The organism is Flavobacterium sp., from assembly GCF_017985075.1.
Taxonomy (GTDB): domain Bacteria; phylum Bacteroidota; class Bacteroidia; order Flavobacteriales; family Flavobacteriaceae; genus Flavobacterium.
This window is the reverse complement of the sequence record NZ_JAGNYF010000002.1, coordinates 17,991-33,571: the sequence shown is the minus strand read 5'-3', so window position 1 is coordinate 33,571 and position 15,581 is coordinate 17,991. Positions and strand designations below refer to the sequence as shown.

General features: G+C 32.2%; 12 protein-coding genes. 1 reads left to right on the top strand and 11 read right to left on the bottom strand.

The window, feature by feature from the left end; translation table 11 throughout:
* Positions 1–25: 25 nt before the first annotated feature.
* From KA468_RS00820 to ffh, 4 genes are all read right to left on the bottom strand, one after another.
* Positions 26–1,408 carry a peptidylprolyl isomerase gene (locus KA468_RS00820; protein ID WP_291241059.1) on the bottom strand — a complete coding sequence of 461 codons (1,383 nt, stop codon included), beginning with the start codon at positions 1,406–1,408 and terminating at the stop codon, positions 26–28.
* A gap of 18 nt (positions 1,409–1,426) precedes the next feature.
* Entirely contained in the window at positions 1,427–3,397 is a 1,971-nt protein-coding gene (locus KA468_RS00815; protein WP_291241058.1) for a peptidylprolyl isomerase, read from the bottom strand.
* Positions 3,398–3,555: 158 nt separating this feature from the next.
* The gene (locus tag KA468_RS00810) at positions 3,556–4,431 is read right to left on the bottom strand and encodes a tetrahydrofolate dehydrogenase/cyclohydrolase catalytic domain-containing protein (RefSeq protein ID WP_291241057.1); all 876 of its coding nucleotides are present in this window, start codon (positions 4,429–4,431) and stop codon (positions 3,556–3,558) included.
* Between the two features lie 72 nt (positions 4,432–4,503).
* On the bottom strand, positions 4,504–5,859 hold the full coding sequence (gene ffh / locus KA468_RS00805; protein WP_291241056.1) for a signal recognition particle protein: 1,356 nt from the start codon (positions 5,857–5,859) through the stop codon (positions 4,504–4,506).
* A gap of 426 nt (positions 5,860–6,285) precedes the next feature.
* Between ffh and KA468_RS00800 the strand changes: the two genes are divergently transcribed.
* On the top strand, positions 6,286–6,789 hold the full coding sequence (locus KA468_RS00800) for a hypothetical protein (RefSeq protein ID WP_291241055.1): 504 nt from the start codon (positions 6,286–6,288) through the stop codon (positions 6,787–6,789).
* Between the two features lie 705 nt (positions 6,790–7,494).
* On the opposite strand, the gene KA468_RS00795 is transcribed toward KA468_RS00800, so the two are convergent.
* The 7 genes from KA468_RS00795 to KA468_RS00765 form a co-directional block, all read right to left on the bottom strand.
* Complete coding sequence (locus KA468_RS00795) at positions 7,495–10,659, bottom strand: S8 family serine peptidase (protein WP_291241054.1); 3,165 nt, start codon at positions 10,657–10,659, stop codon at positions 7,495–7,497.
* A gap of 182 nt (positions 10,660–10,841) precedes the next feature.
* Positions 10,842–12,125: an NHL repeat-containing protein gene (locus tag KA468_RS00790; protein ID WP_291241053.1), complete on the bottom strand. Its 1,284-nt coding sequence runs from the start codon at positions 12,123–12,125 to the stop codon at positions 10,842–10,844.
* 331 nt (positions 12,126–12,456) lie between these two features.
* On the bottom strand, positions 12,457–12,648 hold the full coding sequence (locus tag KA468_RS00785) for a hypothetical protein (protein ID WP_291241052.1): 192 nt from the start codon (positions 12,646–12,648) through the stop codon (positions 12,457–12,459).
* 84 nt (positions 12,649–12,732) lie between these two features.
* Entirely contained in the window at positions 12,733–13,191 is a 459-nt protein-coding gene (locus KA468_RS00780) for a hypothetical protein (protein WP_291241051.1), read from the bottom strand.
* A gap of 47 nt (positions 13,192–13,238) precedes the next feature.
* Positions 13,239–13,550, bottom strand: coding sequence for a thioredoxin (gene trxA / locus KA468_RS00775; protein ID WP_291241050.1), 312 nt, complete (start codon positions 13,548–13,550; stop codon positions 13,239–13,241).
* Positions 13,543–13,746 (bottom strand): hypothetical protein, encoded by a 204-nt coding sequence (locus tag KA468_RS00770; protein WP_291241049.1) that lies wholly within the window; start codon positions 13,744–13,746, stop codon positions 13,543–13,545. The genes trxA and KA468_RS00770 overlap by 8 nt, the downstream gene beginning before the upstream one ends.
* A 160-nt stretch (positions 13,747–13,906) precedes the next feature.
* Positions 13,907–15,580, bottom strand: coding sequence for an MBOAT family O-acyltransferase (locus tag KA468_RS00765; protein WP_291241048.1), 1,674 nt, complete (start codon positions 15,578–15,580; stop codon positions 13,907–13,909).
* Position 15,581: the final 1 nt, after the last annotated feature.

Sequence of the window (15,581 nt, the reverse complement as noted above, 5' to 3'; positions counted from 1 at the left end):
AGGGTAAAAGGTATTTGGTAAAGGGTTATTTTTTTAACCAATTATTTTCAAAAGTACATTCTTTATAATCGTTACTTACTTTTATATAGTTTTTTTCGATTTTTTCAGCCATCCATTTTCCAATTTCTTGATATTGTTTATCAGAAAGTGCTAATTCTTTAATTTTGATGTAATCTGTACCGTAATCTGCTTTATGTTCTTCCGTTTTTTTATTTACTTTAAGTATTTTAAAAAACTTTGTTCCTTGTCTTTCTTGATCTAAAAGTACTTTAGACATTTCACCTTGAACCAAACCATTTATTTGATTATATAAAGCAGGATCTAATTTTGAAATTTCAAAACGAGGTTCTGAAGTACGCGGATTAAGTAAAAGTCCACCGTTATTTTTTGTTTCTTTATCATCTGAAGAAGCTTTGGCAGCATCTTCAAACGTAATTTCACCTTTTTGAATTTTTTCGCGGATTCCATCAATTTTATCTGAAGCCTCTTTAACAGCTTTAGATGTTACTTTTGGACTCACTAAAATATGACGCAATTCTATATCTTGACCAATAATTTTTTCTACAAAAATAATATGAAAACCAAACTCTGTTTCAAAAGGTTCTGATATTTCTCCTTCATTCATACGAAAAGCGACATCTTTAAATTCCTTTACAAACTGCGTTTTTTTATTCATTTTATAATATCCACCGTTTGAGCTGGAACCCGGATCTTCAGAATAAATTACAGCTTTACTATAGAAACTACCGCCGTTATTAATTACATCGTTTCTAATTTCTTTTAATTTATCTATCGCTTTTTGCTTGTCTTCTTTAGAAATTACTGGTTTCACAACAATTTGAGACAATTCAATTTCTGCGCCAATAGTTGGAATTTTATCGGCAGGAATTTTATTGAAAAACTGTTTTACTTCATCTGGTGTTACTGTAATATCATCAACAATTTTACGTTGCATTTGCGACGTTAATTTGTTTAATTTGATAATTTCGAAAAAATAACTTCTAAAGTCTTCTTCGTCTTTTTTCTTATAGTATTCAAATAATTTTTCTTTAGAACCAATTTGTTCCACCATAGTATTCATTTGGCTATCCATAAAAGAATTTATTTCTTCATCAGTAACCACAATACTATCTTGTACTGCTTGATGTGCATATAACTTATCTTCAAGTTGTTTTCCCAACAATTCGCAACGTGTAATTTTTTCAGTATCTACTCCTTGTGTTTTTAATTCTAATAGCATTAAATCTATATCAGAATCTAATACTATGTAATTTCCTACAACGGCTGCAACACCGTCTACTTTTTGCTTTTTTTGCGCAAAAGTAATTGTTGAAAAAAGTAAGAAAGCAAACGCTAAAAGATTGGTTTTATTTGTGAATTTCGAAATCATTGTTTGTATTGGCATCATTGTTTATTTCTGTTTTTATTATTTTAATTGCTGTTTTACATTTTCAAAAACTGCGGTATTGATATTTATTTTAAATTCTTTTTTTAACTCATCTACCCAAGTAGACTCTAAATACTGTTGGTAATCGTTAATTACTTTACTTTTGCAGTCTTCAAGGGCTTTTGTCTCTGCAGGTTTGGTGCTTTTTACATGAACTACAAAACTATAATTTGCATCTTTATACGTGTTGTTTGCACCTACCGTTAGATTTTGAATTTTATCTAATATATCATAATTTTTCTCAAATAAACCAGATTTCACCATAATGGCTACTTTATCATTTTTATTTAATTTCGATTTGATATATTCAATACTTTTTCCTTTTTGAAGCATTTTTTGAGCAGATTCAATCACGGTTTCATCAGTTGACGACAAAATATCTACATCAAATCTTTCTTTCCAATTGTATTTAGATTTATTTAAATTATAGAAGTTTTGAAGCCCAATAGTATCTGTTTTTGATTTATCCCAGATTTCTTTTTCCATTAAATCAAACAATAGTAATCCATCTCTGTATTCGTCCATAACATTTTTGAAATCAATGAATTCGTTTTCTAAATTATCGGTATAATAGGCTATCAATTGCTCGCCTTTCCAAGATTCAAATAATTCAGAAACTAATTTCGTAACCGGTTTAGTCGAAAGCTTATTTTTTTGTTGCGATTGAATATAGCTTGCAAACGACAAAGTAGGCACTTTTTTGTTTTTAGCAATAACAAGTAAATCTTCCTTAATTGAAAGATCTTCTTTTGGAAGCTCCCAAGTTTGACTATAAATGGCATCAGTTACCGTTTTTTCAATATTCTTATATTGCGTTTTGTTTACTTCTTGAGTATATTTTACTTTTAATTTACTTGCCAAAGTATTCGTAATAATTATTGAACGCTCATCTCTTTTAATTTTATTTTCTAATTCAGATTTTGAATCCGCATAAGATTTTACTGGATGTTTCTCAATTAATTTTACAATATGCCATCCAAAACCCGATTCAAATGGTTGCGAAATATCTCCTTTATTTTCCAATGAAAACGCAACACTTTCAAACGCATCAGAACTTAATTGTCCTGTTCCAAAACGTTGCAAAACTCCGCCTTTAACTGCAGTAGACTTATCTTCCGAAAATTGACTTGCTAATGCTTCAAAACTTTCGCCTTGTTGTAACTTTTTCGAAATATCATCGATCGTTTGTTTCGCTTTTAACTTGGCTTCTTCTTTAGCATCAGAAGGATTTAAAATCATAATATGAGCGACAGTTACTTCACCTTTATTGTCTCTTTTATCGGTAACCTTTATTAAATGATATCCAAAACGAGTTCTAACTGGATTAGAAATTTGCCCAACTTCTGTTTTGTAAGCTGCTGATTCAAAAGGATGCACCATTCTGAAAGCTGAAAAATAACCCAAATTACCTTTGTTATCTGCAACAGAAGGATCTTGAGAATTAGCCAATGCTACCGTTTCAAAACTTTCCCCTTTTTCAATTTGTTTTTTTAACGCAAGTGCTTTATTATAAAACGCCAATGTATCTGCACCTTTAATGCTTTCATCAAATGAGAGCAAAATATGCGATGCTTTTACTTCTTTTACACTTCTATTGTAGGCTTCTTCAATTAATTGATTGGTAACTTTTGAATCATTTAAATACGATTTAGAAAGTTGATTTCTGTAAGAATTTAATTCGCTTTGATACTTTGTATTATTTTGCAATCCTAACTTATAAGCCTTATTTACTTTTAATTTATATCCAATAAATAATTCTAAATATTGATTTAAATCTTTTTGCGAATCGTCTTTAACTAAATCTAAATTTTTAAGATAAATTCTTTTAAATTCATCAATTTTATATTCGTTTGAATCAATAGTAAAAAGCACGTCTTTCGTCGTGTTTTGAGCTATTAAATTAAAGCAAATTGTTAAAAATAAGACTAAAAAAAAGTTTTGAATTTTCATTTTTTTAAATTGGTTTTGTTTGCAACAAGCAAAAATAGGAAATGATTACAATTAAACAACAAATTGAAGATATATTAACTAAATTTTTAGATTTTCAAACCTAAATAACATAGTTTTAATTAAAAAAAAATCTCAACTTAAAATTGAGATTTTTTTTATTATTTTCTATTTTCTCTTGCTATTAATGTGTTTTTCAACAACATCGCAATTGTCATAGGACCTACTCCACCTGGAACTGGAGTTATAAACGATGCTTTTTTAGAAACATTTTCAAAATCAACATCACCTACAATTTTATATCCTTTTTCAGTTGTTTCATCTGCTACACGAGTAATTCCTACATCAATAACCACTACATCATCTTTTACCATTTCTGCCTTTAAATAATTTGGCACTCCGAGAGCTGAAATAATAATATCTGCTTGTGAAGTAATTTGAGTGATATTTTTAGTGTGTGTATGCGTAACTGTCACTGTTGAATTACCCGGAAAACCTTTTCTTCCCATTAAAATACTCATAGGACGACCCACAATATGACTTCTTCCAATTACAACAGTATGTTTTCCTTGCGTTTGAACATTGTATCTTTCCAATAATTCTAAAATTCCGAATGGTGTAGCTGGTATAAACGTACTCATATCTAAAGCCATTTTTCCGAAATTTTCTGGATGAAAACCATCTACATCTTTTGATGGATGAATGGCCATAATAACTTCCTGAGTATCAATTTGTGGAGGTAAAGGTAATTGCACAATAAAACCATCAATATTTGAATCTTCGTTTAATTCAGCAATTTTTTTAAGTAATTCTTTTTCCGAAGTCGTACTTGGCATTTTTATCAAAGTAGATTCAAAACCTACTCTTTCACACGCTTTAACTTTACTACCAACATACGTTAAACTTGCTCCATCATTTCCTACAATAATTGCAGCTAAATGAGGAACTTTTTCGCCATTTGCTTTCATTTTTGCTACTTCAGCAGCAATTTCTTCTTTAATATCTTCTGAAACTTTTTTTCCGTCTAATAATTGCATGGTTGTTGTTTTTATAGTTGAAAAGTCGAATGTTTTAATTAATTTTTAAAACATTCGACTTTAATATAGTTCTTATTTCATTCCAGGCATTGAAGGCATTCCTTTCATTCCGCCCATCATTTGCATCAGTTTTTTTCCGCCGCCGCCTTGCATCATTTTCATCATTTTACTCATTTGGTCGAACTGTTTCATTAACTGATTCACTTCTTCTATTTTTCTACCAGCTCCTTTTGCAATTCTTGTTTTTCTCTTCACATCAATTATTGCTGGTTTGCTTCTTTCTATTGGTGTCATCGATTGTATAATGGCTTCTACGTGTTTAAAAGCGTCATCCTCAATTTCTACATCTTTTAACGCTTTTCCAGCTCCAGGAATCATTCCTACAAGGTCTTTCATACTTCCCATTTTTTTGATTTGTTGTATTTGCGCTAAGAAATCATCGAAACCAAATTCATTTTTAGCAATTTTTTTCTGAATTTTTCTGGCTTCCTCTTCGTTATATTGTTCTTGAGCTCTTTCAACCAAAGAAACCACATCACCCATTCCTAAAATTCGTTCCGCCATACGAGAAGGATAAAACACATCAATTGCGTCCATCTTTTCTCCTGTACCAATGAATTTTATAGGTTTATTAACTACCGATTTAATTGAAATAGCCGCTCCACCACGAGTATCACCATCTAATTTTGTAAGAATTACACCATCGAAGTTTAATCTATCATTAAACGCTTTTGCTGTGTTTACTGCATCCTGACCCGTCATAGCATCTACCACAAATAACGTTTCGTGAGGCTGAATGGCTTTGTGAACGTTTGCAATTTCGTTCATCATTTCTTCATCAACAGCTAAACGACCAGCGGTATCAATAATTACAACATTAAAACCATTTGCTTTTGCGTGCTTAATTGCATTTTCGGCTATTGAAACAGCATTTTTATTTTCAGGTTCAGAATACACTTCCACACCTATTTGATCTCCAACAACGTGCAACTGATTAATTGCCGCAGGACGATAAATATCACAAGCTACTAAAAGTGGATTTTTAGATTTCTTTGTTTTTAAAAAATTAGCTAATTTACCAGAGAAGGTCGTTTTACCAGAACCTTGTAAACCAGACATTAAAATAACGGTTGGGTTTCCAGATAAATTAACTCCTGCAACATCGCCACCCATTAATTCGGTCAATTCATCTTTAACTAACTTTACCAATAACTGACCTGGCTGTAATGTAGTTAATACATTTTCTCCAATAGCTTTATCTTTAACTCGTGTAGTAAAATCTTTAGCAATTTTAAAGTTCACATCGGCATCTAACAATGCACGACGTACTTCTTTTAAAGTATCGGCTACGTTTACATCCGTAATTTTTCCGTGTCCTTTTAGTATATGGAAGGCTTTATCTAACTTATCGGTAAGATTATCAAACATAATAATTGAGCTTTTTTAATGAAATGCAAATATAAGGTAAAGTTTTAAAAGTCGAAAGTGATAAAGTCGAAAGTTGGAAAGACTTTAAGTCAAAAACTCATTTTTATCCGATTAAAACCAATAGATTCAATTTAATTTACTGAAAAATAATTAGTTAAAATTAATTATACTATTTTTCTGAAATTTATTTTTACTAATGCTTGAAAAAAATTAGCCAAGGATTTTAAGGATTAACACAGATTATATCCGTTACATCGGCAAAATTCGTGTGCCAAATTGTCCTTAAATTTTATTTATTTTTTATCGGACAATAAAGTCAAAAATTATAAAAAAAGTTAAATTTTTCATAATAAATATGTGGTATAAGCCAAATTATTTTTAATTTTAATTTACAAAAAAATATTGTTTAATTTAACCAAATCTAACATGCCATTTACCAATTTTGACAGCAGACACTTTTCTGCAACAGAGAAAACCTCAGTAAACACAGCAGTTGCCTCACTTGAAACTGCATTAGCAACAAAACTTGCCAATTTAACTGCAGACGAACGACTACAATATGGTAGCGTGAACGAACAAAACAAGCTTATTATTAACAAGGTTAAAGATTTTAGAGACAGCCAACCCACACTAAGCAGCACCGATGTGGACTGGGTGGAGTTTATGAATGACTACGACACCAGAACTTTTTTACAAACCACCATGCAACGGCTTCAAAGCCTAATAGATGGACTTAGCAGTGCTAAAATTTTGCACGATTGGGACAATTATCAAGCGTCGCTTACCGATTATGATTATTCAAAATATAAAGCGTCTGCTGGAGCAACGGGATATCAAACTAAAGTTGCAGAAATTGGGCAGTTTTTTGCAGGAAGACCAGTAGGGAGCACCAACAAAACATCAAATGGCGATACGCCACCAACTGAATAAGTTTTATATTTCTGTTGTTTATTAAGGCTGTCCAAAAAGACTGAATCTTGTCAAGCTGAACTGGTTTTAGCTGCAATAAATGTTTGATTTTTAAAAACATTTAGATTCCGAAATAAATTCGGAATAACAAGATTTAGACTTTTAGGACAGCTTTTTTTATGTGCCTATTTTGATACATTGTATATTACTTTTAATACATTAGCATACGTATTAAAATACGTTATTTGTTGGTTTTAATACTTAGGCATACGTATTAAAATACGTTATTTGTTGGTTTTAATACGTAAGCATCACATTAAAACACGTTGTATCCTACTTTTAATACGTAAAAATAGGTATTAAAACAGGTAGTTTATTATTTTTAATACGCTACTTACCCTATTAAAAGTGCCAAGTAACCTGTTAAAATAGGGTTTTTCTATAAATTTTACTATTTGCATTACTTACAACGCAATCTTTGTCATTCCGACGCAGGAGGAATCCCATTTATTACTTACGTTATGTGATTTCTCCCGTTGGTCGAAATGACAAAAAATATGTATTAATCTGTGTTAATCCGTGGCAAAAAAAAGAAACTGCTTCGCCAGTTCGTTATTACTCGTATAGGTATAACAATGACAACCAAGTAGTAAAATTTGGAGTAAAATAAAATGGCTCCGAATTTCGGAGCCATTTTGTGTTTAATTGTACCAAGTGGTAGCTAAGCTATTCCTTTATTAAAGTTTTTGCATCAACAATTTGACCATTTACCACTAAAGCAACGGTATAAAACCCATTGGAATAGTTGGAAACATCGAGTGTAGTTTCCGACTGGTTTACGTCTAAAATATAATTATTTGATGTAGCAGTAGTACCATAACCACCTAAAACCATTACATACGCATTTCCGCCTTCGTTAATTTTATAACCAATAGTAACCGCACTTGTTGCAGGATTTGGCGCAATACTACTTAAAACACTTGGTTTTAAGCTGACTTCTACTTCGGTATAATCTTTAAAACCATCTGCTGTGGCTATTACTTCTAATTTATATTTTTGGGCAGCAGCATTACTTATTGTTAAATCTTTACCCGTAAAAACTAAATTACCCGCACTATCATACCAATTGTATATGGCGGGTTCATTTATATCTTCCGCAGTTATGGTTATTACCTCTGCTTTATCTTTTGTTATATCATCACCAGCATCTGCAACGAAGGAAGCACGTAATGGCTTTTCAATTTCTATAGTGGCTCCGTTTACAATTTCGTTAGTAACTTTATCGCGCATAATAAGGTTATATGTATATAATGTTTTATCTGTAATTTCTTCCGTTAAAAAATTAAACGACAAAGAAATGTTACCAAATTCGTTGGCATTAAAGTTTACATTATCTAAAATTACATTTTCATTAGTAACCCTTTTTATTTTCAAATCAGAAGTGGCATTCATATTTACTTGTTGTGCTCCTCCACGCGTCCATGCCTGAAACACTTCTTCACTCATTTTTAAATCTACTTCCGCTTCTTTATAAATGGCTTTTTCATCATTTCCTGTATCTTCAATTAGCTCAATTTTATAATTTTTATTGGTATTTTGTATATTACCAAATGGTATATTTCCCGATTTATAAGTAGCTAATATTTCCGTTGGTGTGAATATTGGAAAAATTCTAACACAATTTTTTATGGCAATGTTGTTGTGATTTTTTGCTAATGTTAAAGTATTTCCTAAAGTTATAACAGGCGTAGTAGTTTCCGCAAAAGGTATAATTTGTGCAATTAAATTGATACTAGCACTAGATATTAGTGGACTATGCCCCGTGTTAAAAATAGGTGTTATAGGCATCATGATTATCCTTTCTTCTCCTGGTTGTAAAACAGGAATTGGTTTTTGATTTAACTCTATTATTCCTGAATATACATCTTCCAATCCCCAAGTATAAACAGATTGAAATAATCTAACAAGATCTTTTGGGTTAGATGCCACACAGCCTTTGTTTTGTACCTTAACATACACATAGTTTATACCTGAACCCGCGTTTTGATGTGTGGTTCCGTTATCTGGGCTGTTGCGCAACCAAATATTTGGGCTGTTCCATAATGTAGAGGTGGTGGTGTTAGGTTCTATCCCCAAATCAATGGTATTATCCTTAACATACAAATCGGTTACAGACGAATACATTTGCTGTGCTTTTAGCACTGCCGCGTGAGCATCTAGCAAGCCATACCCCATTTCTTTATGCCAAGTACCGTTGGGTCTGTCCACTGTTGTTGCATAAGTATAGCCACCCACTTTTTGTGCCGTTTGCTCAATAATATCTCTAATTTGTTGCCCCGTTAAACACGGGTTTACCGACAACATTAACGCCGCTACTCCCGAAACATGCGGTGCCGCCATTGAGGTACCTTGAGAATAGGTTTGGTCAATACTACCATTTGGATCCACTGCTTGTACAGAAGGCATACTTGGGTCTGCGATTGTGGCTCCTGGTAATATATTAACAATTAAACTTCCAATATTTACACCCGGTGCCACTACATCAACCGTTCTGTTTGATGTAGTAACCACATCATACGACGAAAAACTAGCACGTTGCCCAAAGGTATCTGAAGCACCAATGGTTAAAATACGTGCATCAAAACTAGCAGGATAATTAATACCCGCCACATCAGTATTACCTGCTGCAAAAACAAGAATACCGCCTTTACCTTCTCTACCGTTTTCAATAAAATCAATTATAAAAGATTCTAATAATGTGGTGCTAAAGGGAGTTTCAGTGGTAGGGTTAAGGGTTTCATCATAATGCCACGAACAATTGATAACTTCTGCACCTTGTAATTTTGCCCAGTTAATTCCATAACCAAGCCTTTCTGTATGGTTGATGGAAAAACCCTCAAATTGTAAAAAATGGCTTATGCCCATTAGGGTGCAGTTAGGTGCTACCCCGCTAAACTTTATACCATTATTGCCTTTTGCCCCAATAATACCTGCCACATGGGTGCCGTGGTTAGACATGATATTGCTATACTGAGACGAAATATACGAAGGATGTGGCGTTAATTGGCTTGGCGAGGTTAGGGTTTCGGCATTGTAACTTAATGGATATATATTTGCTGCTAAATCGGGATGATCTAGCTTTATACCGTTGTCTAACACCGCCACTTTTACCCCAGTGCCTGTACCTATTGTCCAGGCTTGGCAGGCATTAATGTCGGCATTGGGTGCGGTTGTTCCGTTTAGTGCCCACTGTCCGCCAAACAAAGGGTCATTAGAACAGGAGGTTGTGGTAGTGTTACTTGTAGTACTGCTGCTATTGCTTTCCATTTCTACATTAGCAAATGGCAATATAAAACCAGGGTCTACATTGGCAAAACCCGCCTCGTAAAAATAATTGCTTAGGGCTACCGATGTTTCTACCGATTTGTTTGTTAGCTGCAAACAATACCACAAACTGTTTGCCAGTTGGCGCAAAATGGTTACGTTTTTTTGGGCTGCCTCGGTTTGCAACACCGCATATTGTTCGGGGTTTTTAAGCTGCACATAAAACAAATTACTGGTACCCACGCTTTTGTTGTTTTTGGCTTTGTAATACAAGCCCACACTGCTTATGTTTTGGGTGTTTTTTAGCTGGTTTATTTTCTGATACAATTGCATTTCGCTTAGTGTTTCAGGAAACACCACCGTGCCCCAAGTGCTACTTTTTTGTTGGTAGGGCAAGGGCGAAACGGCAGCCACTTGGCTGGGGCTAAATGCCGCGTTGGTAAACACATTTACTTTGCTGGTTTCTAGCAGCAAGGCTTGTTTTTTGCCTTTGTAATAATAATAGTGGTTTTGCGCAAAGGTTACCATACTTATGGTAAAAAGCAAAAAGGTTAACTTTTTTTTCATAGGGGATTTATTAAAATTTTATACCTACTTTCAGTATTTTACATCGCTGTTTCGGTTTTTCCGATTTTTAAAAATGTATTATTATTAAACATTTTTATTATTTTAGTTTTAGAGAAGATTATTTTTCACATTTTCGAAATAGCATATCCACGTTTTGAGGTATTACAAATAAAAAAATTACATTAGTTTATAAGTAATTTATGGCAACTCGTTTTATTATCGAAATGTACCAGTACCATATAGCAGCCTTTGCTTAAATTATGGTTTATTATTGTGTGTGTATTTAATAAATTGTTTTGATGAAAAACTGGTTTACCTAGCAAATCTAAAATTTCTACTTTATTAAAAGGAAATGTGCTAGTAATGGTAAACTGATTGTAGCTTGGGTTAGGAAAAATAGTAAAATTAACCGTGTTATTAAAACTTTCAGCAGGCAAAACATTGGTGATTTTTCGTATTTTACCATAATTTTGTTGCAACACATATAAACTGTTATCTGCTGCTATACAAATACCAGTTGGTGATGAAAATCTTGCATCGGTACTATAACCATCAATATCACCACCTGAACCTGATGAGCTCATTCCTGCAGGACCTGCGTAGGTAGTAACATTACCATCAGCATCAATTTTTCTTATGTTGTTACTTACAGAATCTACAACAAATACAATGTTTAACGAATCTATACACAAACTTTGTGGATTTCTAAATTGTGCTATATTAGCTGGTCCGTCGGCGCTACCAAAACTAGAACCTGCATAAGTGGTAACCATACCATCGGGTGTTATTTTTCTTATTCTATAATTACTTGCAACATATACATTAAAATTGCTATCTACACAAACACCCCAAGGCCAATAAAATTGTGCTGTTGCACTAGGTCCGTCTAAATACCCTTCTGTGGAGCCTGCTAAAGTTGTAACAATCAAACTACCTGTTGCAATTTTTCTTATTTTATTATTAAAAGTGTCTGCAATGTATAAATTACCTAAAGTATCAATACAAATATCATGTGGGTAATAAAACTTTGCAGCGGTTACAAAACCATCAACAAAGCCAGCTGTTGAACCTGCAAAAGTGGTTACCAAACCTGCAGGGGTTATTTTGCGTATGCAGTTGTTGTTACTATCTGCTACATACAAATTGCCTAAAGCATCTATGCAAATGCCTGCAGGCTGATTAAATTGTGCTGCAGTACCTAAACCATTAGCAAAACCTTCTGTAGAGCCTGCAATTGTAGTAACTATGCCTATGGTACTTATTTTTCTAATTTTATGGTTGAACCTATCAGCCACATACATATTACCATCGGTATCAAAACAAGCAGCGTCGGGGGCATTAAATTGTGCAGTTTGTAAAGGACCATCTTGGTAACCCGAAAAATTAAATCCAGCAAAAGTGGTTACTTGCTGTGCGGTAGCTAGTGTGGTAAAAAGAGTGAGTATTAGAAGTAAAATTTTTTTCATGTTTTTTGTTTTAGGTTACAAAAGATACTGGGGTTGCTTACGTAAAAGTATTAAAAAAAAATAGTCTAATGTATTTATTTGGTTCTTAATTAGCTGGTTATATGTTAATTTTATACCTACTTTCAGTATTTTTACCTCGCTGTTTCGGCATTTCCGATTTTTAAAAATGTATTCTTCAGAATTTATTATAATAATTAAAAAAAAAGTGATGTGTTTCCGCTTTCTAATAGAACTAAATATGAAAGTAAGGCACGTGCAAAATTTTAAATTTTAAAAATAAAAAAACCGTTCAGAAAATTCGGAACGGTTTTTTTAACTTATGTAAAACATATTATTTTTTAGAACAACATGATTTTTTTTCAGTTGAAGCACAAGATTTTTTCTCTGCTGCTTTTTTATCTGAACAACATGACTTTTCAGTTTTCTCTTTTTTCTTTTCTTTTTCTTTTTCTTTAAAGTTTACTACAGAAGCAGAAGAAACCATAAATGCCATTAAGGCAACAATTGACAATACTTTTTTCATGATATTTATTTTTATTTGTTATACGTATTATTTTACTATATTCAAAAGTACTAATTTTTTTAATACTTAAATGATAAATTTTTCTTAATTTTTTTCGAAGGTTAAATAATCTGTTCCGCCGTTACCTCCACTCACATCAATCAATTGAATTTTTGTATCTGTTCTTGAAACAATATCCCAGTCATCTGTTAAATCTACAAAATTAGCTGGTGTGGTAAAAGCAATATTAAAATCTAAATCGTTTAATGTGTCATCATTACTATTTGAATCAGTAACCGACCAAGTTCCTGATGTAGTTAATCCGTTTCCTACTGCTGTAAGCACATTATTTGATGCGAAAGTAAAGTTATAACCTGTAAAATTAGCGGTTTCATTTACTCCTGAATCCACATAATTTGTAATACGCCAAGTACCTGAAATAACAGCATTAATTACTTGTGTTTGATTTACATTTGTAGGCGTATCATCATCATCGCTACACATAGATGCCACATTAAGGACGAATAAAAGTGCTAAAACTGAAATTATTTTAATTTTTTTCATAATCTTTTTATTAATAATTTAAACAATTTTGAAAATCAAATATATAATTATTTTTTTATATCATAAACTTTTTGTTTCACAATACTAACAATTTCATTTTTAGAAACCACGCCAGATTGTCTCCATAACATTTTCCCATTTTGAAACAACATCATAGTCGGCACTCCTTTTACTTGAAAATGAGCAGCAATTTCTTGGTTTTTATCTACATCAATTTTAATGATATTAACAGCATCTCCTAACTCTTCTTTTGATTCTATTAAAATTGGAGCTAAAGCTTGGCAAGGACCACACCAAGTGGCGAAAAAATCAATTAAAACGGGTTTGTTTCCATTAATTAATTCTTGAAATTTACTCATCTTCTCTGTTTTTAGTTGGAACATTACAACCTCTGGGGCCACAACCTAAATTAAAAACCGCTTGAAACAAAAAGAAAACACCAAATGGAACAAATACCCATTGATTTTCCTCATATGCGGTGTAAAAACAAAATAAAGCAATCGCAATTCGGAAATAGCGCATAAAATGCCAATTGTTAAAGAATATATTTTTCATATATGTAAAATTTATTTTTTAGCGGTCATATATGGTATCGCCTTTTTATTTATAAGTGTTTGCTTACGCAAACTTGTAGTCAATGGCGATTTCATAGTTTAAAACTTTAAGCAAATGTACTAAAGTTAAAATCACTACTATGTAACAAATATTACAGAACTTAAAACTGGAAATAAATAAATGGCTGCGGACCTGCAGATGCAGTGGCATAAACCAACCAAAAAACCAATCCTAAAATAATAGCGCGAGTAATTAAAGGCATAGCTTTAAAAACATCTTGAATGGCGATGGTGACTTTTTCGGGAATATAATGCCAAAAATATCCTAAAAACATCAAAATAAATACATTTTGATAGCCTTGAATTATGGTAAACCACTGATTGAAATCGAAAGTTACTTTTCCGATATTCTGAATAATTTGTAATGCAATTGTAAAGTCTTTTGCTCGAAAGAAAATCCAACAAAAAGCTACAAAATGAAAGGTTACAAGAATTCCAATAATTTTTAAAAACGGCGTTAAAAAGAATATTTTACGCTTTGACGGCGGATAATATTCTAAAAATATTTTATGAATAGCAAGAGCCATACCGTGCAAAGCACCCCAAATTATAAATCGTAAACTGGCACCGTGCCATAAACCACCTAAAAGCATAGTTGTCATTAAATTTACGTTGGTGTACATCGTTTTTTCTTTTTCTCTTGAAAATAAAAAAGTAAAAACAAAGACTATAGTTGATGCTACAGCTATTAGTAATGGTATATTACTTGTTTTAGAAAAAGAAATACCCCATACAATGGCACCTATAAAAAACAAACTTGGAAATAAAAATCCTGCAAACGTTCCGTACCGATTTCCTCCCACAGAAATATATAAAAAATCCTTTAACCAAGTAGATAAAGAAATATGCCAACGTCGCCAAAAATCTGTAATAGAAGTGGATTTATATGGCGAACGGAAGTTGGTTGGTAATTTGAAACCTAACAATAATGCTACACCAATTGCCATATCTGAATATCCAGAAAAATCGCAATAAATTTGAATCGTATAGCCATAAGACGCCATTAAATTTTCGAAAGGTGTGTAACTATTTGGTAAATCGAAAACACGATCTACGAAGTTTAACGAAATATAATCCGAAATTACCGTCTTCTTAATCAATCCACCAATTATCAATAGAAACGCACGATTGATATCGTCTTGCGTTACATTTAATTTTTGATAAATTTGAGGTAAAAAATCTTTTGCTCTTACAATAGGTCCTGCCACTAATTGTGGGAAAAAGGAAACGAAAAACAAATAATCTACAAAACGTTTAGTAGGTTCAATTTCTTTTCGATAGACTTCAATAATGTAACTTATAGATTGAAACGTGTAAAATGAAATTCCTACAGGTAAAATCACGTCAAAAAACGCAAATTTTTCTCCAGTAACGGTGTTGGTAATGTCTACTAAAAAATTACTGTATTTAAAGTAGCCTAAAAATCCTAAATTTAGAATAATACTAAATGTTAAACATAATTTTTTATAAAAAACACTTGAAGTACGATGTACTAAATTTCCTAAATTATAATCAACAACTGCCGAACCTAAAAGTAATAAAAAATAAATTCCGCTTGACTTATAATAGAAAAATAGTGAAAATAAAATTACATAAACCATTCGCATAGTGTCTGCTTTTTTCAGTAAAATATACCAAAAATAAAACACCAAAAACAGACCTAAAAATAAGCCCGTATTAAAAAGCAATGGTTCTTTTTCATTGTAAACAAACCATTTTTCAATTACTTCAGGTGTAATTTTACCTATATTTTTATAAAACCATTCTTGCAACACA

Excerpts from the sequence above, each read along its gene's own strand:
- KA468_RS00820 (WP_291241059.1), bottom strand. The coding sequence starts at position 1,408 with ATGATGCCAATACAAACAATGATTTCGAAATTCACAAATAAAACCAAT.
- KA468_RS00815 (WP_291241058.1), bottom strand. The coding sequence starts at position 3,397 with ATGAAAATTCAAAACTTTTTTTTAGTCTTATTTTTAACAATTTGCTTT.
- KA468_RS00810 (WP_291241057.1), bottom strand. The coding sequence starts at position 4,431 with ATGCAATTATTAGACGGAAAAAAAGTTTCAGAAGATATTAAAGAAGAA.
- ffh (WP_291241056.1), bottom strand. The coding sequence starts at position 5,859 with ATGTTTGATAATCTTACCGATAAGTTAGATAAAGCCTTCCATATACTA.
- KA468_RS00800 (WP_291241055.1), top strand. The coding sequence starts at position 6,286 with ATGCCATTTACCAATTTTGACAGCAGACACTTTTCTGCAACAGAGAAA.
- KA468_RS00795 (WP_291241054.1), bottom strand. The coding sequence starts at position 10,659 with ATGAAAAAAAAGTTAACCTTTTTGCTTTTTACCATAAGTATGGTAACC.
- KA468_RS00790 (WP_291241053.1), bottom strand. The coding sequence starts at position 12,125 with ATGAAAAAAATTTTACTTCTAATACTCACTCTTTTTACCACACTAGCT.
- KA468_RS00785 (WP_291241052.1), bottom strand. The coding sequence starts at position 12,648 with ATGAAAAAAGTATTGTCAATTGTTGCCTTAATGGCATTTATGGTTTCT.
- KA468_RS00780 (WP_291241051.1), bottom strand. The coding sequence starts at position 13,191 with ATGAAAAAAATTAAAATAATTTCAGTTTTAGCACTTTTATTCGTCCTT.
- trxA (WP_291241050.1), bottom strand. The coding sequence starts at position 13,550 with ATGAGTAAATTTCAAGAATTAATTAATGGAAACAAACCCGTTTTAATT.
- KA468_RS00770 (WP_291241049.1), bottom strand. The coding sequence starts at position 13,746 with ATGAAAAATATATTCTTTAACAATTGGCATTTTATGCGCTATTTCCGA.